Source organism: Campylobacter sp. RM6914 (assembly GCF_004803835.1).
Classification (GTDB): Bacteria; Campylobacterota; Campylobacteria; order Campylobacterales; family Campylobacteraceae; genus Campylobacter_A; species Campylobacter_A californiensis.
Genome location: NZ_CP012545.1, coordinates 1,696,480 through 1,720,431, shown reverse-complemented (window position 1 = coordinate 1,720,431; position 23,952 = coordinate 1,696,480). Strand labels below are relative to the sequence as shown.

Here is a 23,952-nt window from a genome sequence, read left to right as displayed (position 1 = left end):
GGCAAGATGTATGTGATACTTTTTTATGATATTGCAGGATCCGAGCAAAAAGAGAAAAATAATGCAAACCGCATAAGAAAAGCGGTGGAGAAGTATCTGCCGCGCGTGCAGTTTTCGGTCTTTGAGGGCGAGATAAGACAAAGTGACTTTAAAAGGCTCACGGCGACACTTCAAAAGGAGTGCGACAAGGAGCTTGACTCCATCGTGATTTACACGTTTAACTCGCTCAAATACTCCGAGCGCCTAGTCATCGGACAGGACAAAAACGGCTCACTATTTAGCTAAGGCGGACAAATGCAAAAGAACGACAGAACACACTTTATACTTAGCCCCGGGCGACTTAGGCGGCGGGATAACAACCTGTATTTTGATAAATTTGACGAGGATTTGAGCGTATGTGCGACTAAAATTTTGCCTATTAACGCCATTGATGAGGTCTATATTTTAGCCAGAGTTGAGATAGACAGCTATACGCTTGCATTTTTGGCTGACAATAACGTGCTTTTGCACTTTTTTAGCCCTTACGGCAGCTTTCGTGGTAACTTTTTCCCAAACACGTCAAACTCCGTAAATAAAAGCGGTTTTGTGCTCTTGCAGCAGCTTCGTGCCTTTGACGATAGCGTAAAGCGCCTATATATCGCACGTGAGATAACTAGGGCACATATCCTAAACGATGCGATGAACTGTAAAAAACACGGCGTGAGCTTTGACATAAGTCCGCATATCGCAGCACTTGAGGGAGCAACAACGATAGCGCAGATAATGGCAGCCGAAGGTGCTTTTCAAAAGCTGTATTACGAAAAATGGAACGAGATAATCACCGATCAAAAGAGCTTTAAATTTACAGTGCGTTCCAAGCGCCCGCCCGCAGACAAGATAAACAGCTTCATAAGCTACATAAATACACGCATTTATAATGTCTGTCTAAGTGAGATTTATAAGACCGAGCTAGATCCAAGGATCGGCTTTTTACACGAGCCAAACTACCGTGCGCTTAGCTTGCATCTTGATATTGCTGAGATTTTTAAGCCGATTTTGGGCGATACGCTGATCTTTACAATGCTAAATCGTCGTGAGATCACGGCAAAGGACTTTGAGACGAACGCCGGACGGATCAAATTTAGCAACGAAGCCGTGCAAAAGATCGAGATAAAGATAATCGGCAAGCTCACCGAGCAAGTAGAAATAGCGGGGCAAAAGCTCACGTGGAGGCAGGTGATCCGCCGAGAAGCCAATAGGCTTAAAAAGTGTATTTGTGAGGACGCGCCTTATGAGGGGTTTGTATGGAGATAAAGCTTGTTTTAAGCTTTATGATGACCCGATATTTTGGGCACTTGGCTGTTTGATGTGAGTAAAATTTAGCCTTTTATAAGGTAAATAGATATAGACTTTATCTTGCAAACAGCCCTAAAATGTGTGTTTTGGTGCTGTTAAAATTTAAGCCGTTGGCTTTTGAAACGCTTTATGTGCGAGAAGGACGAAAATGAGCGATGAGAGTTAAAATTTAAGCCGTTGGCTTTTGAAACTCACTACATAGGGCAGATACCCGCTGCCGTCTTCGCGTTAAAATTTAAGCCGTTGGCTTTTGAAACAAAGACAAAAGCGGCAAGCTCTTGCCTAGATTTGGTTAAAATTTAAGCCGTTGGCTTTTGAAACTCACGCTAGCGAGGGCGTAAGCGCAAGCGGGCTAAAAGTTAAAATTTAAGCCGTTGGCTTTTGAAACGCACCCAAGCAGCCGCCTGCCAGAGGCTAAAACTCGGTTAAAATTTAAGCCGTTGGCTTTTGAAACCAAGACAAACGGAGCAAACGTACCGCGTATTCTTTGTTAAAATTTAAGCCGTTGGCTTTTGAAACAAGGACTGATGCTGTCTATTGACGGCTATCAAGGAGTTAAAATTTAAGCCGTTGGCTTTTGAAACTATGGTTTTAAGCAATTTTAACGGACAATATGACGTTAAAATTTAAGCCGTTGGCTTTTGAAACTCCTTTAAATTTTAAGCTACGCCTAGCTGTTCTTGTTAAAATTTAAGCCGTTGGCTTTTGAAACGCTCTGGTACTCCGCAGCTGGCAGAGCCAACGATGGGTTAAAATTTAAGCCGTTGGCTTTTGAAACAGAGTGAAATTTTATTGTCAAATGCGATTTTCTCGAGTTAAAATTTAAGCCGTTGGCTTTTGAAACACCTAAACCCCAGCCCATACAGCGGAGCTATCTCTGTTAAAATTTAAGCCGTTGGCTTTTGAAACTATTTTGATAAACGCTTTTATACTTCCTTGTTGAGTTAAAATTTAAGCCGTTGGCTTTTGAAACGAAGCGGTAGAGGGCGACTTTGAAAGCAAGGCGCAACGTTAAAATTTAAGCCGTTGGCTTTTGAAACTGTCTTTTTTGACTTTTCACATGAACTGGGGGATAGTTAAAATTTAAGCCGTTGGCTTTTGAAACAAGTCAGATACAATATCAGGAGCTATTTTGAATTCTCGGCGTTAAAATTTAAGCCGTTGGCTTTTGAAACCCTCATTTTCTTGACCCAGCTTTGTGGGAGCAATAGTTAAAATTTAAGCCGTTGGCTTTTGAAACAAATTTCAAGTCCCTTGTGCGTCAAAACCGCACTCACGTTAAAATTTAAGCCGTTGGCTTTTGAAACTCGCTAAACTTGATCTCACAAAAGGCGTCGGCTATGTTAAAATTTAAGCCGTTGGCTTTTGAAACTTGTTTTTTCAACACTAAAAGAAATCTGCAAATCTGTTAAAATTTAAGCCGTTGGCTTTTGAAACCTCTCATCCACAAAATAAATTTCAGGGCTGATCGGTTAAAATTTAAGCCGTTGGCTTTTGAAACGTAAAAACGCTAAGAATAATCTGAGTTTGCACCGGTTAAAATTTAAGCCGTTGGCTTTTGAAACTTTAAGCGAAGTTGAAAAAGCGATCCGCAAAAACTATTTAGGTTAAAATTTAAGCCGTTGGCTTTTGAAACCTTTATGAGATACAGCGCAGTGGAGAGCCTTTGGGTTAAAATTTAAGCCGTTGGCTTTTGAAACAAGATACGCTAAACGGCGATGAGCTAAGCGGCATAAGTTAAAATTTAAGCCGTTGGCTTTTGAAACTTGCGTCCAGTTCTTCTTTCGAGCCTGCATTAGCGGTTAAAATTTAAGCCGTTGGCTTTTGAAACTAAGATCGGGATTAATTTGCTTTTCGGCGCAAATCGATGTTAAAATTTAAGCCGTTGGCTTTTGAAACCTCAAGTATTACAGTGAGAGTTGGGTTAAGCATCTGGTTAAAATTTAAGCCGTTGGCTTTTGAAACTGCATCTAAGGCAAACACAACTGCACATGGTGGTAACTGTTAAAATTTAAGCCGTTGGCTTTTGAAACTGGAGCTTAAAAAATGCGTTGCGCCGCATTTTGGAGTAGGTTAAAATTTAAGCCGTTGGCTTTTGAAACGGAACATAAATGATCGCACAAACTTCAAGAGAGGCATACGTTAAAATTTAAGCCGTTGGCTTTTGAAACTCCGGTTTGTCAAATATGTAACCGCAAGTGGAGCGTGGTTAAAATTTAAGCCGTTGGCTTTTGAAACTTATGCTGTTTGATTTGAGATTTGTAGCCGTTTAGTTAAAATTTAAGCCGTTGGCTTTTGAAACTTTTGTGGATGAGAACAATAAAAGGGTGAGCGAGAACGTTAAAATTTAAGCCGTTGGCTTTTGAAACTCGGCGGTAATGCTATGTTTTTCTTACCCAGTGATGGTTAAAATTTAAGCCGTTGGCTTTTGAAACTATTTTATTTTTTTTCGTTTGCAGCCGCGACCCAGTCGTTAAAATTTAAGCCGTTGGCTTTTGAAACGCTTAGCGGTTCGCCGTTTTTCTCTCGCGGATAGTGTTAAAATTTAAGCCGTTGGCTTTTGAAACATGAAAACCACCTAAAATCAAAACCTACGGCAATAAGGTTAAAATTTAAGCCGTTGGCTTTTGAAACTTACCCCTAGCATTCGCACTAGGCGATCGGGCTCTGTGTTAAAATTTAAGCCGTTGGCTTTTGAAACTACCATCAATGACGAATACGACATCGGACTTGAAAGGTTAAAATTTAAGCCGTTGGCTTTTGAAACTTTGATTTTGTAATGAGGCGGAGCAAACCGCCTAGAGTTAAAATTTAAGCCGTTGGCTTTTGAAACTTCGTGCAGAGCGTGGCACTTCATCAAATATAAGGAGTTAAAATTTAAGCCGTTGGCTTTTGAAACTAGAAAATTCCAGCAAAGAGAGAGAATTGGTAGTAGGTTAAAATTTAAGCCGTTGGCTTTTGAAACAAAGCCATGTGTAAACCTCGTATTCGTTTTCGCTGCGTTAAAATTTAAGCCGTTGGCTTTTGAAACGACCCTATCTTGTGGGACCAATACCTAGCCTACAAGTTAAAATTTAAGCCGTTGGCTTTTGAAACGCTCGTTTATCTCGCGCTCAATGGCTTTGCTTTGCGTTAAAATTTAAGCCGTTGGCTTTTGAAACAATAGTGGCGGTGAGCATACAACTCGTATATCACAGTTAAAATTTAAGCCGTTGGCTTTTGAAACTACAAATAAACCCGATGAAAACGCAGTGCCGCCACGGTTAAAATTTAAGCCGTTGGCTTTTGAAACGAAATGTTAGGCGATCCACAAAATCAAAACGGCAATGTTAAAATTTAAGCCGTTGGCTTTTGAAACTCACGCCTAGATCAAGCCCTGCTAGCTGCTCGCCGAGTTAAAATTTAAGCCGTTGGCTTTTGAAACAAATATGGTTGCCGCAAAAATGGGAAGAGCTAAAAAGTTAAAATTTAAGCCGTTGGCTTTTGAAACTGTTTCAATAAGAACATCTGCGCTAACCGGTAGTTGGTTAAAATTTAAGCCGTTGGCTTTTGAAACGTTTAGAAATTCATCGCTTACGTCATCGTCGTAGGCGGTTAAAATTTAAGCCGTTGGCTTTTGAAACGCTAAATACGGATCAAGCATTTGCGCGATATACGCGTTAAAATTTAAGCCGTTGGCTTTTGAAACACTCACTCGCTTCAAGATGTCCCAAATCCTCAAAGTGTTAAAATTTAAGCCGTTGGCTTTTGAAACGAGCTCCAACCCATACTCCCCAGCCTTTGGCTTCGCGTTAAAATTTAAGCCGTTGGCTTTTGAAACCGTCCAATAGTTTGCACCAGTAGCAAAACCGAATAAGTTAAAATTTAAGCCGTTGGCTTTTGAAACAATCATTTGGTGAAAAATATGTTTTAGATGATTTGGTTAAAATTTAAGCCGTTGGCTTTTGAAACGAAATGTTAGGCGATCCACAAAATCAAAACGGCAATGTTAAAATTTAAGCCGTTGGCTTTTGAAACTCCTATGCTTTCAAGGGATATTCGCCTTGACGGAGTTAAAATTTAAGCCGTTGGCTTTTGAAACGCTACGACACAAGTAGCTCAACACTTAAAATTTCGTTAAAATTTAAGCCGTTGGCTTTTGAAACTATTCGCCAACCATTGTTTCTTCAGATATGCTTTTTGTTAAAATTTAAGCCGTTGGCTTTTGAAACTCGCGCGGCGTTGTGAAAAACAGGACAAAAACCGAGGGTTAAAATTTAAGCCGTTGGCTTTTGAAACGATATTCATCTTTGTATTTTTGTTTGCTAAGGCTGCGTTAAAATTTAAGCCGTTGGCTTTTGAAACTAGACTATAAAAGAGTGATGAGTGTTTACAACGTAGGGTTAAAATTTAAGCCGTTGGCTTTTGAAACGTTGGCATACCTGGAACTGGTAAAACATTTTTCCCTGTTAAAATTTAAGCCGTTGGCTTTTGAAATTGCAATGGTGGGCGGATTGGTTGGATAGCCTACTAGGGTTAAAATTTAAGCCATTGGTTTTTGAATTGAAATGAATGAAGACAGGCAAGGCTGGAATTTATTTTAAACGTAAAGGAGAAAGAAAATGCAAGATGTAAAACAACTCAAAGTTATGCTTGATAGATACGAAGCCTTAATTTGCCTTATTGTGTAAGATGAGCATAAAAAAGTTATTAATAGTTAGTTGTGCCCGCTCTTTTGTATCTTAATAAAGTTGCATGACTGTTATGGTGGCTCTAGTGGGTGATAATGTGGCATAAAGACAAAGAATGACAAATAAATCCCGGAGAGCTGTAGCTAAAACATGAGCTGCACACAAAAACGCATGACAGTTGAGACAATTACTTAAATGCTTATCTTTTAAGTTATGGTAATTTAACCAAAATGTTAGCTAAATATATAAAATGGTGTGTTTTTTGTTGCAAGGAAGTAATTATAGTATTATGCTGTTTGTTGTATTGAAGTAAGTGGCCGGGAGATAGGAACATCGAAACACTATAAAATCGGTATTCCAAGCCATTTTGAACTTTTCTTGTTTTTTAAATAAAGCAATGGAATTTACTGTTTTGTATTAATGAATGCTATTTTAGACTTAATAATAGCAATAACACAAAAGAACTCTATTACATTTTGCTAAAATTAATAAGAGTTCTTTCAAAAGCTATGAGTTTAGCAAAACAGAAAGTCCGCCCCCAAGTGAGGCGGATTAGAGATTATTTTTCACTAGGTAGATACATCCTCCAGCTACTATCCACTTTCCAGTCTATCGGGTGACAAGACATACAAGTATTTAGCTTTTGTGGATGATGCACGGCGTGACACGACTGACACTCTAGCATCTCATTGTCTTTATTGTGAACGCCTTCATGAGGGTTAGACATACCATAGCTTGCAGTCTTTTTCCTGATATCATCCACCTTATGGCATCCCACACACTGCTCGTTTTTAAAGCCTCTTTGCTTTGCTGGCATATCAAAGTTGCCAGTTAGATACATCCTAACCTCATTTAACTGCTCGGGTATAGTTGGGGTGTGGCAGTCATGACACGTTACATTTGCGTCATTATGCTTTTTAGCTAGCATATTTCCACTTACAAAAGAGTCGTACTGTGGCTGCATGTTGTGACATAAGATACAAAATTCAGCCTTATGGCTAGCTGCTTGCACTTGATGAAACGCTACAAAACCCACGATAACAGCTAGCACTAAACCTAGTAGCGTATATTTTCTTCTCTTGCTCATGCTCTTCCTCCTTTTGCGTTTGCCGCAGCTTGATAGCCAGCTAAGCGTCCGTAGCATAGGCATGTCGCATGGCTAGTACCGGCTAGTACCACTGGGTAATCCCCTAAAAAGCGTCCACCCATAACATTACCGCAGGCATAAAGACCCGAAATTTCGTTATACTCAGCATCTAGTACATTTGCAGTATTTGGCTCAACGGTAAAGCCACCCATGACAACTAGGCTCGCACCAACATCCATCTTGCCAGCATAAAACGGTGCATGGCGCACTGGAAACATCCTTTTAGCAGTCTTACCAAAGTCATCATCATGTCCCTTATCACATAGCTCGTTGTAGCGTTTTATAGTCGCTAAAAATTTGGTCTGTGCTTTTTTGTTATCAGGATAGAGCATACCGGCAAGCTCTTCTATGCTGTTTGCCTTAAAGACACCAGGCATCTCTTCAAGATCTTTTACCGATATATACGATGTTTTACCTATCGCCCATTGGCAGTCAGGTGGGAGTTTTGGATTGTCCTCCGGTGCCACGCAGTGATTTACACTACCATGAGATACACCCATAAACTCGACCTGCTCAGGAAATTTAGCATCAAACACCTGCCAACCAAAGCCTCCTGGCTGACGAGAGAGTGGCTGAGTGACTTGCTGTCCGCTAAGATCTTCATTTGTAAAGCGCTCTCCCTTTGCATTTGTCAGCAAAAACGCATCAACGCCAAGTGGTCCACCAAGAGTGTGCGCAACTGGCGCATGCGGTCCATCTTCTAGTTTCGCGCCTATCCATGAGCCAAGCCTATGTCCGTCCCCTGTATTTGTAGGGTTATTTTTATAGTCTAGGTTTGGAAATGGACAGAAGAAATTTGCCACCCAAGGCACAAATGTTTTTGCCATTTCAGGGTTATTCATATAATCGCCAGTAGCTAAAATCACCGACTTAGCATTTATCTTGATATATGAGCCATCAGCCATATCTTGCGCGATAGCTCCTTGCATTTTGCCAGTAGTTTTATCACGAAGTAGCTTTTGCGCGCGAGTTTTAAAGATATACTTTGTACCTTGCTCTATGGATTTTTTATAGACTAGCTCCATCATCGGCTCTTGGTTAGGCAAAAATGTCATAACAGTTGGATAGCTTGGGCTATTTTCCTCGTTTGGATCATATGCAGCAGGAAGCGGATAGTGCATGAGCATCAAATTTATCTTGCTTCTATCAAGCTGTGTATCAGTCTCCATCATAAAATGCACCCCAGGCGCAAGGTCTATCATCCAGTCAAAGTCTTCACCACTGTGATCAGCCCAGTAGTTCCACACACGCTGATCGGCGCGGTATCCCATCTGTTTTAAGTGCTCATTTATAGCTGCGTGCTTGTCATATGTGATACCAAGCTCTCTTTGAAATTTATTCCCAAGAGTGCCGTACTGACCACTTCTAACCTGAAAGCGACCAGCTTTTTCTATAACGATGACCTTTGCGCCTTTTTCACTAGCAGCGCGTGCAGCATGAAGTCCGGAAACACCAGCACCAATGATAAGCACATCTGTATCAAGTGTCTTTTTTATCTGTGCATCTGAAATTTGTGGCTCAATACCTAGCCACTTTGGTACCTCTGGTGCTTTTGTAGCCTCCTTTTCTAGGTGGATAAGGTGATTGTTTGGGTTTTCACAGCCTGTTAGCAGTGCAGATCCAGCTGCGACTGAGCCAAGTGTGAGCGCTCCACTACGCTTTAAAAACGAGCGGCGTGATAGTTCATTTTCTTCTACCATTTTATACTCCTTGTTTATAAAATTTATTTCAATATATCAAAGTCATAAGACGCTCTTAGCCAAAACTCCTCATCTGTCGTTTTGCCGTTACTGCTACCGTTGGTGTATTTTAGTTTTCTATCCATAGTTTCATAGATAGCAGATATCTTTAGACCTTTTACTGCAGGAACATTGTAAGTAAGTTGCATATCCCAGCCCTCTACATCTATCCTAGTGCCTGGTGCTTGACCGTGTAAGCCACCTGAGCGGACGTTATTACCGTTGCGTTGCTCGCCATACCAGTAGTCAGCATCTACTCTTAGACCGTCAACTCCTATATTGCTAAGATCATAACCCACACTAAGTTTATGTAAATTCATACCTGCAAAAGACATAAATAAAAACGGACCATAAATAGGAGTAGCCGTAAATGCACCGCAGTCGTTACCTATGCCTTGAAGTGCCATTTGGTTTTTACTAACAGTTGAGTACGCATATCTAAAATCAAAACCATAGGCGTTATAAAGTCCGACCATACCTGTGTAATAATCGCCGTTAAAGTCAAAATTTTCTTTTAAAGTGCCGTTTGTTCTTGAGCCTTTATACATAAAGTGCGGGTGTTTTGTAACCAGCGTGTGCAAAGTAGAAATTTATATCACCCTTTGAGTTAGCCGCGTCATCATACTCAAGACCCGATACATTAGCATAAGCAGCTGTGAGCGAAACACCAGAAAGCCCGCTATATGTCACAAATGAGTTAAAGATGTTATCAAATTTAAAACCGTAAGGCCCAAGTCCGCCGATGATAACTCTATCTTTAAATCTTGGCGCGCCATCATCACCTCCTGTTACAGCGTTTGATCTACCTGCAAATTTCCAAAAGTCAGCCACACCGATAACAGTATCAATGCTATCAAGCTTTATCCTAGCGCTCACACCCTCAAACGCCTCTTTATATCCCACATCTGTATTTGTAGCGACAAGTGGTGGCACTAGTCCGGTGTATTTTGAGTTGTGGTATTGACGACCGATTTTAAGGTCGATGTAGTCATGCTCATATCCTAAGTAAGTCTCTGAAAGTGCTACACCTTCACTATTCCAGTCATATGCGTAAAAATCTTTTGCAGCATTTGATGGAGCAAAATTTACTAATCCCTGAGTCGTAAGACCAAGTCTAAAGCCATAGTAAGAGCCGGTTAAAAATCTAAGCTCAGCACCGATACCGCCGATGTGTTGGCGATTTGGATTTGTACTGCTAGCAGGCGGAAAGTACTCGGTTTTATCCATATCATAGTATGAAAATACTGTAGCACTCATCGTACTTGCCTGTAGAGCTTGCTCTAAGCTATCACTAGCATAAGCACTAGATGTCATAGCCATAAGTGCAGCCAAACTAAAGGCAAACTCGCGCTTACCCATTGTTAAAACAGATGTCTTCATTGTAAACCCCTTTAATTTTTGAACACCCCTTAGCAAGAGAGTCTTGGACCCAGCTTGTTGTGTAATGCCCATTTTTAATTTGTAAACGAAATCATAACACGCAGGCTTACTAAAAACGGTAAGATTTTGGTAACATTACCTAAAAAATAATTTTTAGTTTTAATTTTTAAAATTTGATATAATCACCACCATGATAGAAATTTTACTTATAGAAGATGACTTTGATTTGGCTGAGCTTTTAAAATATGCGTTAGCAAAAAGCGAGATTGATGTAACTATAGCTACAAATCCGCTTGAAGGACTTAAAATTTTAAACGAAAAAAATACCTTTGATGCACTGGTACTTGATTTAGGCTTACCAGATATGGATGGTCTTGAAGTTTGCAAAAAAGTTAGATATGGTTATCCAGTACTACCAATAGTCATATCATCGGCTCGCACTGAGACACTAGATAAGATAAAGGGCTTTGAGCTTGGAGCCGATGACTATATGGCAAAACCGTATGACCCTATAGAACTTGTCTTTAGGATAAGATCCATACTGCGCCGAGGGATACAGATTACTAGCGACTCCAAAACTTTTTGCGTAGATAAACAAAGACGTATCGTCATAAAAAACAAAGAGGAAATATCACTAACAAAAGCAGAATTTGATATTTTTATCTACTTTTATGAAAAAGAGGGAGTGGTCATACCAAGAGAGGATATTTTGATAAATTTAGGTCAGTCAAAATTTCAAAGCGGACTTAAAAGCATCGATGTAGCTATAGGGCGACTGCGTCAAAAGATAGGAGATGACTCTAAAAATCCACGATATATCCACCCCGTGCGCGGTATAGGGTACAAATTTATCAATGCGTAGTATATCTATAGTAAAGCTAATAACTTTTTTCTTTTTTATCGCTCTTATCATAGTAAACTCAGCATTTTATATCGAATCAAACAGGCAGATAAGAGACGCAGAGTACTTTACTTATCAGCGCTTTATGCTAGGTATGCGTATACGCGGACAAGAAGACAGTGGTGCTACCGAGCAGTTAAAGCAAATAGGGCTTAAAAACAGCGAGTATGACCCAAATGAGATCAGGCAAAACGGTGAGAAAATTTTTAGTGACTCATATGCCGATATGATAAGATATAACAAAAAGCTCTATTTTGTGCCTAGATTTTTTTCTGTAGATGCCAAAATGCTACCACGTATTATGATAGCAGCAGGGCTTGATCCACTAAAAAACGACATCACAACACACGAAGTGCCTTTAGAAAATTTAGAAGAGATGTCTACACGCAGAATTTGGATACTTTGGTTTATAGTAAATATCGTTATGATAACTTTTTTTATAGCTGTTTTAAGAAAGCTACTAAAGCTTAGAAATTTAAAAAACATGATAAGAGAGGCAGGAGAAAAAGATAAATTCAGACTAATAAAAATAGAAGCAAATGATGAGATAGATCAAATCGCTAGCGAGTTTAATACTACAATGCAAAAAATAAATGCGATAAAGGAAGCAAGAGCGCTATTTTTACGCAACATCTTGCATGAGTTTCGCAACCCGATAATGAAGGGGCGGATCATGGCGGACGTGATAGCGGAACTACTACAAGATGATAACTTTAAAAATAGACTAAAGCAGATATTTACACGACTTGAGATAATACTAGGCGAAGTCGTCAAGGTAGAAAAACTAGTATCTAATGAATGGGGGCTTAAGAAGAACAGACACCGAGTTATGGACATCATCGACCACTCAGTAGACCTACTTTTACTAAAGGATACTAGTCGCATAGAGGTACGAGCAGAGAGCGAAGTAAGCGTAGTGGAGGTTGATTTTGAACTTTATGCAACCGGAGTTAAAAATTTAATCGACAACGCTTTAAAATACTCTAATGACAAAGTCATCGTAAGCATAGATAAAAACAAGCTCTGCATAAGTAGCGTGGGGGACAAACTAGAAGAGCAAAGACTTGACTTTGAAAGGGCATTTAACAGAAAGGTTGAGACATCAAACTCAGGGCTTGGTCTTGGACTTTATATAGCAAATCAAATTTTTAAAAAACACGGGCATGTCTTAAAATACAAACACGAAGATGGTAAAAATAATTTTATGATTTGTTTTAATTAATGCGAGTCAAAACATCAAAAGCTGATTTAGACATTTTAAAATTTGATCTCAGCGTCGTTTGTTTTGTTTCCGAAATTCTTTTTATACAAAAATATGATTGTATAGTTTTTAAAAATCATGTAGTATGCACAAGATGGGATTAATTAAACTGTTTGTCGACTAATTGTTGCAGCTGCTATAAATTAAAATTTCAATATAGTAAACCAGACTACTAATTCTAGAGATGAAGGCAAAGAACTATTGTGTGTTTTATGGAGATACAGGGTCAGTAGCTATCGCATAATTGGTTTACATATAAATAAGATTTGAATAAATTTAAGCTAACGGGTTGTACTTTGTGGGGTCTTAGTGGTCACCCCTAGTGAGATATTTTGTCAGATTTATCAGACAAAAAGTATCCTCACCCAACAATGAATAGCCACAATTTTTGGATTAGTATACCCAGAAAGCGCATAACTATCTTGTGATAAATCATGAAATTTGTATAGAATCTTGCAGTCTTTATATGCAAATTTTTAGCCTTCACAAGATAGTTGCTATAGTCCTCAGCATCACCATAGTTTATCTTGGATAGATTTTTATTCTTTGAGAATTTATCAAACTCTCTAGCGGCTAGCAAGTATTTGTTTTTGGTGTTTTCAGTGCTTTTTTGTTTGACACACTCTGTTTTTATAAATTTCTTAGCGATATCTTTTGGACTTATGCTTGGTTCGATCTTGATCTCTTGAGTGGTTTTTTCTCGTTATTTAAAGAGATAGGTCGATAGAAGTCAGACACTACTCGCTTAAATATCTCTCTATACTCTTTATAGTCTATATAGCCTTTGACAATATCTGCGCTGTTTTTAATGGATTTGATATATTTTTCAAAACTAGTGTATGACTCTTGGTAACCACTCTTTTGAGTTGTTGAAATTTTATCTACTGTTGATTTTACTTTTATAGCGATAGCTTTAGCCTCATAAACATCATCTGTAAAAAGAGAGTGCTTGATAGTTACCCGTTTTCCATCTTTAAGAGCTTGATCAAAATAATAATAGCTCGATCTGTCTTTTATTTTCATTATCATCTTAGAAGCCATGGCAAACTCCTAAAATCAGCACGAAAAAACGTATGGTATAGAGATGCAATTTATTCAACAAATGGGCTATTTCTATTCCGCATCTGCAAATTTACATCAAAAATAGCAAAATTTGATATAAATGAAAAGTTGACTTAATGCTGATACAAACGACATTTGAAGGGGATTTTTTATAAATAGTGGCCGGGAGATAGGGATTCGAACCCCAGGAGGCTTTCACACCTCAACGGTTTTCAAGACCGCCGCTTTCGACCGCTCAGCCATCTCCCGAAAATAAGTTGTGATTATATCAAAATTAGCTTAAAATTTGATATAAATTATTCTGTTTTTTCCTTGACATAAGTAGCGCCATCATTTATCTTCTCTTTTGTCCATTCAGCTGCGTTTGAGCTATCAGCCTTTATGCCACTCCATGTATTTGAACAACCAGTAAAAAATACAAAAATAACAAAAACAAAAGATAAAATTCTCATGAACATCCCTTAGTCTTGGAGGCGACACCCGGATTCGAACCGGGGGTAAAAGCTTTGCAGGCTTCTGCCTTACCACTTGGCCATGTCGCCATACAAAAACTCTAACAAAAGTGGTGCCCAGAGCCGGACTTGAACCGGCACGGAAAAAAATCCGAGGGATTTTAAGTCCCTTGTGTCTACCATTCCACCACCTGGGCAACAAATAAAAAATGGAGCGGGAAACGAGATTCGAACTCGCGACCCTAACCTTGGCAAGGTTATGCTCTACCCCTGAGCTATTCCCGCGTTTTAAAAGGAGCAATTTTAACCAATCTTTGCTTAAAAATTTATTTGATTTTGCTTTAATTTTGTAAAATTTCAAAATTTTGTAAGAATGTTTTGTGTAAAATACCGAAACATTTTGGGGTTATAGCTCAGCTGGGAGAGCGCTTGAATGGCATTCAAGAGGTCGGCGGTTCGATCCCGCTTAACTCCACCAAAATTTATTCTATTTATTCCATTCATTTTAAACTCGCAACTATTTTTGAGGATATTTTATTTAATCATTAAAGCGGATTTGTATGAAATTTAAGCCCCATTTTTGAGGCTTAAATTCTAAAAGCATTACTTTGTAAATGCCTTTTCTACGCTAAATGGAAACGCTTGATATCCCATCGCGTTTGTCATCTTAATCTCAATAGAGGGCTCTTTTGCACCCCATTCAAATTCGTTGATATGTGGGCTTGGTTGACCTACCGGACGACCTGTTGCTATATCAAACTGCATACCGGCAACAGCAGAGTAGGCAAATACGCTATCAAGATCATCTTGATACTGGGTTAGGCTGGTAACCGAGCTATACCACTCTGAGCCTCGCTCTTTGCCGTATTCCCATACTTGCTCTACTGTTTTGGCTTTTTCGTCTATTTTAAATACCACCGCCCTGCTGTATTTCATGCCGGCGATCGCAGGTTGCTCAAAGCCACGACTATCGCCGTTATCAAATACTGTTAGGTAAACAACACCTTTTTTAGACTTGCTGTCTATTCTAAATGCTGTGTGCTGTGTGTATTGCCAGTCAAATCCACCCTTGTCGCTTTCATATCCCGGGCATTTTGTGTAGTCGTCTTCGCAGACTATTTTGTTGCCGTTTTTATCTATCGGTTGAAGCAAGGCTGATTTAAATTGCTCTTTCCAGCCTTTGTGTCCGCCCATTATCCATTTGACTTTTTTATCACGTCCGATTTTAATAACGGCATTTTGGTGACGTGAGCTTATTATGATGCTATCGTCTGTTGGATCATGATCTACGCTGTTTACGTGAGCCCAGTTGCGTCCCGGACCTGATCCTACGATGTCACCCCATTTTTCCTCTTTATCCATAGACATTAGCTCATCTGTTGAGGCTGTATGACCGGCTTTTGAAGCATCAATGTTTAGACAAACTGCACCTTGGTCAAGCACTTTTAGGACAGTATCTCTGTAAGGATCTAAAATTTCATATAATCTCCAGTCATCCACTACGTTACCGTCGCGATCGACCTCAACTATCACATCTCTAACAGTGCGGACATTTCTACCGTCGGCTCTTTTGTAGTTTGCGTTTGCAACGCGTAGTAGATAGTGTCCGTTATCCATGACGTCCATAGAGTGAGAGAAGTCGTTGTATCCAGCAGGTAGTTCGCGGTTAAAAATTTCACGCCCTAAGATATCGTATTTGGCGTAATGTTGGCCGTACCCCCAAGTCATAGCTCCATCTGGATTTTGTTTAAAGCCCATCATAACGCCTGCGTTAAAAGGTTGTTTTAGGTCGTAAATTTTACTTGGCTCAAGATACCATCTGACCTCACCTTTTGTATCAAGAATAAAGTTGTTTGGGCTATAGTTCCACTCTATCGCGCCGCCTGCTGGGTTGTTCCATACGACTTTTGTGCCTTTTCCTGTTTTATTAACAAAGTTATTTACGTAGTAAAGTCTGTTTTCAAATTTTTTAGAAGCAGGTTTTACAACCTCGATCTTATCAAAAAGTGCTCCTTTTTGATTTGGCATGCCTGTGCTTTCAAGATATATGGCAGGAGCGTAAATTTTATACGTTTCTTTTATCTTCTCTTCGACACCTTTATAAATTTTTGTGTATTCGACTTCGATAGTATTTTGGTAGTCCGGATACATGCCAAATACAGGAATTCCCCCGTGTGTGCGTAGATGTTTGTCGGCTACTTTATAGCTTATCACTTGTCCACCCGGTTTTGGGACAACTGTTACTTTTGCGTCTTTGATGGTATAGCCGCCGTTTTTGATAACAGCCGTAAGAGGAGCTGTATCGTAAGGATTTACAACTACTTCACCAAGTTGTCCAGGTATCGCATAGTCGATATGTGCGCCACTTGGTCCGCCGATAGCAAGAGCTGTTGTAGCAACTGTGCCTACTAACAATCCTGCAACTGCAACCGATGAAAGAATCTTTTTCATATTTTCTCCTTTTGAAAATTTTTATCAATTTGAATTATAGCAGTTTGTTTTCTTGTAAAACTATCGCTAATATTATAAAATGCTTAAAATTGAATTTAGATAAAAATTTAAAGAACGCCAAATGAAAGAAATATGATGAGGAAAGGAGATATTATTCAAATGGCGTAGGAAAAGTTGCATTATACATTATAAATCCTTTAATAAATCACAAAAAACTTGCTCTTCGTTTAACAACGTATAGAATTTACACAAAACGACCCTTGTTTATGCAAAGGTCGTTTGTATATAGTGTCTATTTGGAGTTGAAGGCTTTATTGATATCAATAGGTAATGCCCTATAGCCAATGGTATTTGAGTTAATAAATTTCATCTCAAACTCAACCTCTTGTGTGCCATACTTAATCTCTTCTAAGAATGGAGTAAGAGCTGCTTTACCAGCACGGAATGCCTTAACATCACCAAGTCCGGCTGTGGCAGAGTAGACAAACATAGTGTCAAATTTAGGGTTATACTCAGTAACCGAAGTTATCGGGCTATACCACTCAAAGCCACGATTTTTGCCGTATTCCCAAACTTGCTGAACAGTCATGTTTTTCTCATCTACGACATACTCAACCGCGCGTGAGTATTTCATATTTATAAGTGCCGGTTGTTCCATACCGCGACTATCACCATTGTCAAATACGCTTACGTGAACCTTGCTACCTTTGCTTTTTTCATTTACTTTATAAGCTGTGTGTTGTGTCCAAGTGTAGTCAAATCCACCCTTATCACTTTCATATCCAGGGCATTTTGAGCCACTTTCGCCACAGTCTATAGCTTTGCCGTTTGCATCGATAGGTTTAAGTACTTTTGTTGCTAGGTCGCCAGTCCAGCCCTCTTTTGAAGCAAGGATCCATTTTACTTTTTTATCGCGAGTGATTTTTACAATCGCACTTTGGTTTCTTACAGAAAGAATGATGCTGTCATCGTTTGCATCGTAGTTAACAGAATTTATGTGTGCCCAGTTTCTACCGGCTCCAACGCCTGCTACATCGCCCCAAGGTGCATGATCATCTTCAAGATCCTCTTTGTTTGCTGTTTGTCCGGCTTTGGTAGCATCGACATTTAGACAAACCGCACCCTGGTCAAGTGCTAGTAAATTAACATCTCTGTAAGGATCCAAAATATCCATTATCTTCCACTCATCTACGACATTGCCATTTGTGTCAAGCTCTACGATAACATCGCGAACAGTTCGGACATTTTTACCATCTTTACGTTTGTAGTCGCTTGAAGCCACGCGTAAGAGGAATGTTCCTTTTGATGTCTCTTCCATATGGTGAGAGAAGTCGATATAGCTTTTTGGTAGCTCTCTTTGGAAAATTTTACGTCCCATAAGGTCGTATCTATTCATTACTTGGCTTTGTCCCCAGATAAGATCGCCATCTGCTGTTTGGTCAAAGCCCATCATGTTGCCCTTTTTCATGATGTGATTAGGATCTCTAAATTCATCAGTCTTTAGATACCATCTGATATCGCCCTTGCCATCAACCATCCAAACATAGCTCTCATAATCCCACTCAAGTGCGCCGCCTACAGGGTTGTTCCAAGTAACTTGAGCCGCATTTGGAAGGATGGAGCTTAGGTGGTTCATTAGGTAGATATTTTTATGGTATTTTGGATTGTCTTTTGTGATAGTTGCATCAGGCAGAATTTGCTTTTGTCCTGTTCCTGAGCCATATAGTCCGATAGCCGGAGCATAAATTTTATATGTTTCACTTACCGCTTCGCCATTTTTCTTGTAGCTTACAGCAACTTCGTTTACATAATCAGGATACAGGCCCCAAACAGGGATACCGCCGTGTTGAAGAACTTTTTGATTAGACACGTTATAGCTGATATCTACACCGTCTTTTTTAGCCTTTACTGTTACTTTGACATCCGTTAGTGTATATCCCGCACTTCTTATTAAAGCGGTTAAAGGCGCTACTTTGTATGGGTTCATAACCACGGCACCTATTTGTCTGACACCGCGATATGTATTTGGCCCGCTTCCACCACCAGCAGCAAGGGCAGACATGGCAAATCCACCGACCAATAGCCCTGCAACAACAGCAGATGAAACTAACTTTTTCATGGAATTCTCCTTGTTAAAAAAATGTTTAATGAGATCATAATTTGCAGAGTTGTCCAAATTATGACATTGAAATTAAATTTAACTTAAATTATGTATATTAATAAATTTTTCAATTTTTATCTTTTTTAAAAATAAAATTTTATAATACTGAAATTTAAAAGTTTTCTTTAAAGGATAAGTGTAGTGTCTGGGTATTTTAAAAACAGTACTTATATCGTTGTTTTGCTAGCAAGTATGGCGGTCGTTCTTTTAGGCTTTAATGTTTAAGACAGTGCTAAAAATAGGATGATAGAGTTATCAAATAAAAACAAAATCATAGCCGGTGAAAATATCATAGATACATTTCAAGCGTGGTTTGATGAAAGGATAAATTCTTTGATACGAGTTTCTGAATTTGTAGAGAGTTCAAACCTTTTATCAGATAGCAACAAGACTAACGAATTTTTAAAAATATTTGCCAAAAATTCAAAAGAATTCGATGTCGTTCAGCTTCAGGCTAAAAGCGGCGATATCTGGGTTGACGGTAAGATGTTGCCGTCTTATGATAGACAGGCTATAAGGGCAGATCTTATATGGTATGCGTAGACCAAAGATACTTTAGCGCCTACCGTAAATTTCATGCCAAAACACGCGATATTAGAACAAGAGACGTTAAATTTTTGTGTGCCTAATTTTTACGAAGGTGAATTTAATGCTGTTTTATGCGGTGTTGTAAAGCTTCAAAGTTTGTTTGAAAAGATTAAAAATTTCAAGCTATCGCCAAATTCATACTCATTTGTTATAACAAACGGCGGGGAGATTTTAACACCTATGAAAGATAACTCTTTAAAGCCGCAAATACAAGAGAACTTTAAGGAGTTGTATCTTAATAAAAATAATACAAAAATATTAAATATAGGCTCAAATTTTATCTCGTTTTCAGAGATAAAATACCTAAACTGGTTTGTTGGAGCAGGAGTTGATAATGAAAAAGAGATCGATAATCTCTTAAACGATATCAGTAAAAACGCTGCATTGCTTCTTTGTGGCTTTTTAGTTCTTAGCTTGCTTGCAAATTTCTTGCATAACTTTATGTATAATAAAATCAATGCTCGAAAAAAAGAGTATGAAATTTTACTTATGCATAAGGCAAAAATGAGCGAGATAGGAGAGTTGTTAAGCGGCATAAATCATCAATTTATCCAGCCTGTAAATTCCTTAAGGCTAATAACAACAACCATAAATGCGCTGAAAAAAGACGGTCATCTAAGTGATGAAAAACTAGAAGTAATGTTAAAAAATCAAGAAAAATCAATCATGCTTTTAGGCGATACTATTGAAATTTTTAGAAATTTTTATAAAACAAATGAAAACATAAGCAAATTTAGCATAAAAAGGAGTATTAAAAATCTTTTAACTCTTATGCATACTGAGCTAAGTCGTGCAAATGTAGGTGTGGTGCTTGAAGAATTTGAGGATAGAAATATCAGTCAAGTAGAAAATATCATCCAGCAAATTTTGCTTATTTTAATCCACAACGCAAAAGATGCCGTAGTGGAAAAATTTAAAGATGATTTTAAATCAAGAGTGATTAGTATAAGTGTGAAATTTGATGAGAAATACTGCTATATCAAGGTAAGTGAGTTTGGTTGCTGAGTAGATAAACGCATACAAGAAAAGATATTTGATACTCCAAAGACGACAAAAGAATTTGGTAGCGGGATCGGACTTTACTTTGGTAAAAAGCTCGCAAACGAGAAAATCTGCGGTGATTTAAAGCTCTTGAGCGTCAAAGATCCAACGGTGTTTTGTTTTAGTTTTGCTATAAATTAAAAGGAAAAATATGAATGATGAGGTATTAAGCTTATTATCAACGATCTCGGTTTTAATCGCTGAAGACGACGAGATAGCTCGTGAAACGATAACTGAAGGGTTGCGTCCATGTTGTAAAGCCGTAAATGTTGCAAGGGATGGGTATGAAGGAGTTGAACTGTTTAATAAATTTAACCCCGATATAATTTTAACCGATATTCACATGCCGTTAATGAACAGCTTTGATATGATGAAAGAGATATTGAGGGTAAAATCACGTCAAAAATTTATAATATTTACTTCGTATGATACAGATCATAATTTAATTAAAAGCATAAAGCAGGGTGCGACACTGTTTTTGAAAAAACCGATCGACATGCAAACTATTAGGGGTGCGCTTGTGACTTTAACTTTTAAAAACGAAGACGAGCTTGTCAAGATAAGTGACGGGGTTAGCATAAATTTGGCTAAGGAAAAAATTTACAAAGATGGTCAAGAAATATATCTTACGTTTTTACAAAATAGACTATTTTGGCTACTAGCTTACAATCTAAATTCTTTAGTTGGCTATGAGATGATAGACGAATTTGTTTACAGTAATGAGCCGACAAGCAAAAACAGCGCGCAAAAGGCTATATCACGTCTTAAAAACGAGTTAAATTTAAATGTCAAAAACATCTTTGACGGCGGATACATGCTGTGTGCTAGTAAGTAGCTTTTGTTTTGGTTTTAAAGTATATTTGGTAAGTTTAAATTTAGGTTTATTTACGATAAGACGGGAAAGCCCCGTCTGTTTATTTGTTTTTATCTTCAAAGTCAAAGTATCTTTGCGGATATTTTTCAACTTCTTTTATGTTTAAGAGCACAAATTTATACCCTAAAAACAGAGATAAAATCCACAAAAAGAAAAATACTAAAGCCGATATCATCATCTCTCCTTAATAAGCGTGTTGATCGTTTTTGATCTCTTCTTTTGTGATCTTCTTGCTATCTATAGCTCTCCAAACCACAAAGATATAGCCTAAAACCACAGGTACAAGCAGGCTAACATAAGCCATGACGTTTAGTGTATAGTGGCTTGAGCTTGCATTTTTTATCGTAAGCGAGCTTTGTAGGTTGCTAAAAGACGGATAAAACGCGGTATTGTTTAGTCCTGTGATCAAGAACAATGAAGTAACAACCAAGACTACACCTAGTCCATAAGGAAAGATCGCGTGTATACTCTTTGTAAAAGCACCTTTAAAAACACTATAAAGAACGGTTACGATACCAACAGTCATCGCAAGTGCGATCATAGGCATTTTTACTAAATTTAGAGAGTATTTGTATTTGCTTAGCGTAACCACGCCGTTTGCATCGTATTCAAATCCGTCTTTTGTAAGTATCCAAAACAAAAATGCCAAGAAAAACGGTAAAAACAAAATGGTATTTTTAAGCACCGCTTTTCTTGCGTTTGCCCTTAACTCCTCGTCGTTTATGTTATTTATAAGATATAAAGCACCGCCTATACGAGACAGGAAAAACATCGCAAGACCAAGCAGGTATAGCATCGGGTTAGCTAAAGCTTCAAGTCCGCGCCAAGGTGTTTGCCAATCAACGAAATTTCTTTCATTTAGCATAAAGTCGCTTCCTGAAAAAAATGTACTAACTGCCATTCCTATCAAGATAACGCCAAGCGAGCCGTTTATATAAAGAAAAATTTCATAAGTTTTTACACCTAGAAAATTATCAGGTTTTTTGCGGTATTCGTAGCTTACAGCTTGAAGTATAAAACAAAACAAGATCGCAAGCCAAACCCAATACGCACCACCAAAGCTTGTTGCATAAAAGAGTGGAAATGCCGCAAAACAAGCGCCGCCAAACATAACAAGCGTGGTAAAGGTAAGCTCCCATTTGCGACCGATAGAATTTATGATCATATCTTTTTGAAGTTCGTTTTTAGCGAGTGAAAAGATAAGTGTTTGTCCGCCTTGAACAAACATCATAAACACAAGCAGCCCGCCAAGCAAACTAACTATAAACCACCAGTAAAATTGAAGAATTTCTAAACTAAACATGACTTTCAAATCCTATCTTTATCTGTTTTGACATGATTTTTATCTCAGCTATAAGTAGCGTCGTAAAAAGCACGGCAAATAGCGTGAAAGAAATTTTCACGTTTGTATCGGCTAAATTTGTAGCGCCGACACCTACGGTCATGAGGTCTTGTATCGCCCAAGGTTGGCGACCGACTTCTGCCACTATCCATCCTGCCTCAGCCGCAATGTATCCAAGCGGTATACTAAGCACACAAAGCCAAAGGAGTTTTGGAAAGTTTTCGATCTCGTTTGCCATGCAAAGGTAGGTAACAACCAAAAATAGCGCTATAAAGTAACCCCCAAGTGTAACCATAAGGTGAAAGCTGTAAAATGTAGTTGCTACAGGAGGAATGGCATCTTCTGGTTTATCAAGGTAGTTGTAGCCTAAAAATTTCATATTTTCATCTAAAATTTTTGCAGCATCTTGGGCTGTTTGCGTATCGCCTGACTTCTTAGCTTCTTTATAAATTTTAAGCGCGTCGGCTGCGATTTTGCCTTTTTCCATCTTGCTTGCGACACTTTCTATGCCATGTGTTTCATTTCCGTAAACCAAGTCGTCGATCCCCGGTATAAAGCCCTCTATGCTTCTTGTGCCAAGCAAAGATAGCATGTAAGGTACTTCAAGGTCTATTAAGAACGGATCTTTGTCATCACCGGGTTTTTTACTTGGATCCAAAATTCCCATAGCGACTAGACCTTGTCTAGTATCTCCCTTATAAAGACCTTCCATTGCAGCTAGTTTCATGGGTTGAGCTTTTGCAGCTTGGTATCCGCTCTCGTCACCGCTAAATAGTAAAAACAAAGACGTGATAAGTCCAAAACTAGTAGCTACTATCATGCTCTTTTTTGCCATAACAAGATGACGACCTTTTAGGATAAACCATGCCGAAATTCCTATAACAAAAAGTGCAGAGATGACATATCCGCTAGTAACCGTATGTAAAAATTTAATGATACCGACCGGGCTAAGTGCTACTTCGAAGAAATTTTCCATCTCCATCCTTGCGGTATCTGGATTAAATTTCATGCCGATAGGGTATTGCATCCAGCCGTTTGCGACAAGTATCCAAAGTGCGCTTAAATTTGAGCCGATCGCAACAAGCCAAGTAGAGATAAGGTGAAATTTTTTACTTACTTTATCCCAACCAAAGAACATTACGGCAAAGAATGTGCTTTCCATAAAGAACGCAAGTAGTCCTTCTATCGCAAGCGGTGCTCCGAAGATATCACCCACAAACCAGCTGTAATTTGCCCAGTTTGTGCCAAATTCAAATTCCATTATGATGCCCGTCGCAACACCGATAGCGAAGTTAATGCCAAAAAGTTTTAGCCAAAATTTGGTTATGTCACGCCACTCTTTGTTGCCTGTTTTGACATAAATGCTCTCCATTATCGCGATAATGAAGCTAAGTCCCAGTGTGAGCGGAACAAATAGAAAATGATACAGAGCCGTTAATGCAAACTGTGCCCTAGACCAATCAACCGAAGCTAATTCAGCCATATTTTTCCTTTAAAAAAAATTATTATTCTCGATTATAATACAAATTTCATTTTTTTTAAATAAAT

The 23,952-nt window shown here is 38.6% G+C and carries 19 protein-coding genes, 5 tRNA genes and 1 CRISPR repeat array; of the genes, 8 read left to right on the top strand and 16 right to left on the bottom strand.

Annotated features, from left to right (window positions below; genetic code table 11):
• Nucleotides 1–6: 6 nt before the first annotated feature.
• Both cas2 and cas1 read left to right on the top strand, forming a co-directional pair.
• Nucleotides 7–285, top strand: coding sequence for a CRISPR-associated endonuclease Cas2 (cas2, locus tag CCAL_RS08950; protein ID WP_170016346.1), 279 nt, complete (start codon nt 7–9; stop codon nt 283–285).
• Nucleotides 286–294: 9 nt separating this feature from the next.
• On the top strand, nt 295–1,293 hold the full coding sequence (gene cas1, locus CCAL_RS08945; RefSeq protein WP_170016348.1) for a CRISPR-associated endonuclease Cas1: 999 nt from the start codon (nt 295–297) through the stop codon (nt 1,291–1,293).
• A 136-nt stretch (nt 1,294–1,429) separates the two neighbouring features.
• Nucleotides 1,430–5,879: direct repeats of the CRISPR family, unit length 30 nt; unit sequence GTTAAAATTTAAGCCGTTGGCTTTTGAAAC.
• A gap of 685 nt (nt 5,880–6,564) precedes the next feature.
• Here the strand turns inward: cas1 and CCAL_RS08940 are convergent.
• The 4 genes from CCAL_RS08940 to CCAL_RS08925 are packed head-to-tail and all read right to left on the bottom strand — an operon-like array spanning nt 6,565 to nt 10,271.
• On the bottom strand, nt 6,565–7,092 hold the full coding sequence (locus tag CCAL_RS08940; protein ID WP_170016350.1) for a cytochrome c3 family protein: 528 nt from the start codon (nt 7,090–7,092) through the stop codon (nt 6,565–6,567).
• The gene (locus CCAL_RS08935) at nt 7,089–8,852 is read right to left on the bottom strand and encodes an FAD-dependent oxidoreductase (protein WP_170016352.1); all 1,764 of its coding nucleotides are present in this window, start codon (nt 8,850–8,852) and stop codon (nt 7,089–7,091) included. The genes CCAL_RS08940 and CCAL_RS08935 overlap by 4 nt, the downstream gene beginning before the upstream one ends.
• Before the next feature lie 23 nt (nt 8,853–8,875).
• Entirely contained in the window at nt 8,876–9,439 is a 564-nt protein-coding gene (locus CCAL_RS08930) for a hypothetical protein (protein ID WP_172285151.1), read from the bottom strand.
• Nucleotides 9,432–10,271, bottom strand: coding sequence for a hypothetical protein (locus tag CCAL_RS08925; protein ID WP_170016356.1), 840 nt, complete (start codon nt 10,269–10,271; stop codon nt 9,432–9,434). Before CCAL_RS08925 ends, CCAL_RS08930 begins: the two co-directional genes overlap by 8 nt.
• A 190-nt stretch (nt 10,272–10,461) precedes the next feature.
• Here CCAL_RS08925 and CCAL_RS08920 point away from each other — a divergent pair, with 190 nt between their 5' ends.
• Both CCAL_RS08920 and CCAL_RS08915 read left to right on the top strand, forming a co-directional pair.
• The gene (locus CCAL_RS08920) at nt 10,462–11,133 is read left to right on the top strand and encodes a response regulator transcription factor (RefSeq protein WP_216656461.1); all 672 of its coding nucleotides are present in this window, start codon (nt 10,462–10,464) and stop codon (nt 11,131–11,133) included.
• Entirely contained in the window at nt 11,126–12,394 is a 1,269-nt protein-coding gene (locus CCAL_RS08915) for an ArsS family sensor histidine kinase (RefSeq protein WP_170016358.1), read from the top strand. The genes CCAL_RS08920 and CCAL_RS08915 overlap by 8 nt, the downstream gene beginning before the upstream one ends.
• Before the next feature lie 400 nt (nt 12,395–12,794).
• On the opposite strand, the gene CCAL_RS09595 is transcribed toward CCAL_RS08915, so the two are convergent.
• From CCAL_RS09595 to CCAL_RS08880, 7 genes are all read right to left on the bottom strand, one after another.
• On the bottom strand, nt 12,795–13,067 hold the full coding sequence (locus CCAL_RS09595) for a phage integrase N-terminal SAM-like domain-containing protein (protein WP_394346920.1): 273 nt from the start codon (nt 13,065–13,067) through the stop codon (nt 12,795–12,797).
• A 26-nt stretch (nt 13,068–13,093) separates the two neighbouring features.
• Nucleotides 13,094–13,474 (bottom strand): hypothetical protein, encoded by a 381-nt coding sequence (locus CCAL_RS08905; RefSeq protein WP_170016360.1) that lies wholly within the window; start codon nt 13,472–13,474, stop codon nt 13,094–13,096.
• 180 nt (nt 13,475–13,654) lie between these two features.
• Nucleotides 13,655–13,744: transfer RNA gene (locus CCAL_RS08900), tRNA-Ser, on the bottom strand.
• A gap of 47 nt (nt 13,745–13,791) precedes the next feature.
• Complete coding sequence (locus tag CCAL_RS08895) at nt 13,792–13,947, bottom strand: hypothetical protein (protein ID WP_169938356.1); 156 nt, start codon at nt 13,945–13,947, stop codon at nt 13,792–13,794.
• Nucleotides 13,948–13,963: 16 nt separating this feature from the next.
• A tRNA-Cys gene (locus CCAL_RS08890) sits at nt 13,964–14,037 on the bottom strand.
• Between the two features lie 21 nt (nt 14,038–14,058).
• Nucleotides 14,059–14,144: transfer RNA gene (locus CCAL_RS08885), tRNA-Leu, on the bottom strand.
• A gap of 13 nt (nt 14,145–14,157) precedes the next feature.
• Nucleotides 14,158–14,232, bottom strand: a tRNA-Gly gene (locus CCAL_RS08880).
• Nucleotides 14,233–14,349: 117 nt separating this feature from the next.
• Between CCAL_RS08880 and CCAL_RS08875 the strand changes: the two genes are divergently transcribed.
• Nucleotides 14,350–14,425, top strand: a tRNA-Ala gene (locus CCAL_RS08875).
• Nucleotides 14,426–14,550: 125 nt separating this feature from the next.
• Here the strand turns inward: CCAL_RS08875 and CCAL_RS08870 are convergent.
• The gene (locus tag CCAL_RS08870; RefSeq protein ID WP_170016362.1) at nt 14,551–16,398 is read right to left on the bottom strand and encodes an aryl-sulfate sulfotransferase; all 1,848 of its coding nucleotides are present in this window, start codon (nt 16,396–16,398) and stop codon (nt 14,551–14,553) included.
• Nucleotides 16,399–16,690: 292 nt separating this feature from the next.
• Complete coding sequence (locus tag CCAL_RS08865; RefSeq protein WP_170016364.1) at nt 16,691–18,517, bottom strand: aryl-sulfate sulfotransferase; 1,827 nt, start codon at nt 18,515–18,517, stop codon at nt 16,691–16,693.
• Between the two features lie 285 nt (nt 18,518–18,802).
• Here CCAL_RS08865 and CCAL_RS09405 point away from each other — a divergent pair, with 285 nt between their 5' ends.
• The 3 genes from CCAL_RS09405 (at nt 18,803) to CCAL_RS08855 (ending at nt 21,023) form a co-directional block, all read left to right on the top strand.
• On the top strand, nt 18,803–19,102 hold the full coding sequence (locus CCAL_RS09405; RefSeq protein ID WP_228026739.1) for a hypothetical protein: 300 nt from the start codon (nt 18,803–18,805) through the stop codon (nt 19,100–19,102).
• 33 nt (nt 19,103–19,135) lie between these two features.
• Nucleotides 19,136–20,152: a PDC sensor domain-containing protein gene (locus tag CCAL_RS09400; RefSeq protein ID WP_228026740.1), complete on the top strand. Its 1,017-nt coding sequence runs from the start codon at nt 19,136–19,138 to the stop codon at nt 20,150–20,152.
• A gap of 187 nt (nt 20,153–20,339) precedes the next feature.
• A complete protein-coding gene (locus tag CCAL_RS08855; RefSeq protein ID WP_170016367.1) occupies nt 20,340–21,023 on the top strand; it encodes a response regulator transcription factor in 684 nt (227 codons plus the stop codon).
• Nucleotides 21,024–21,102: 79 nt separating this feature from the next.
• On the opposite strand, the gene CCAL_RS09475 is transcribed toward CCAL_RS08855, so the two are convergent.
• Genes CCAL_RS09475 through CCAL_RS08845 form a run of 3 tightly spaced genes read right to left on the bottom strand, consistent with a single transcriptional unit; the run spans nt 21,103 to nt 23,887 of the window.
• A complete protein-coding gene (locus tag CCAL_RS09475) occupies nt 21,103–21,237 on the bottom strand; it encodes a hypothetical protein (RefSeq protein ID WP_257792133.1) in 135 nt (44 codons plus the stop codon).
• 9 nt (nt 21,238–21,246) lie between these two features.
• Complete coding sequence (cydB, locus tag CCAL_RS08850; protein WP_170016436.1) at nt 21,247–22,365, bottom strand: cytochrome d ubiquinol oxidase subunit II; 1,119 nt, start codon at nt 22,363–22,365, stop codon at nt 21,247–21,249.
• Nucleotides 22,358–23,887 carry a cytochrome ubiquinol oxidase subunit I gene (locus tag CCAL_RS08845; RefSeq protein ID WP_170016372.1) on the bottom strand — a complete coding sequence of 510 codons (1,530 nt, stop codon included), beginning with the start codon at nt 23,885–23,887 and terminating at the stop codon, nt 22,358–22,360. The genes cydB and CCAL_RS08845 overlap by 8 nt, the downstream gene beginning before the upstream one ends.
• Nucleotides 23,888–23,952 lie beyond the last annotated feature (65 nt).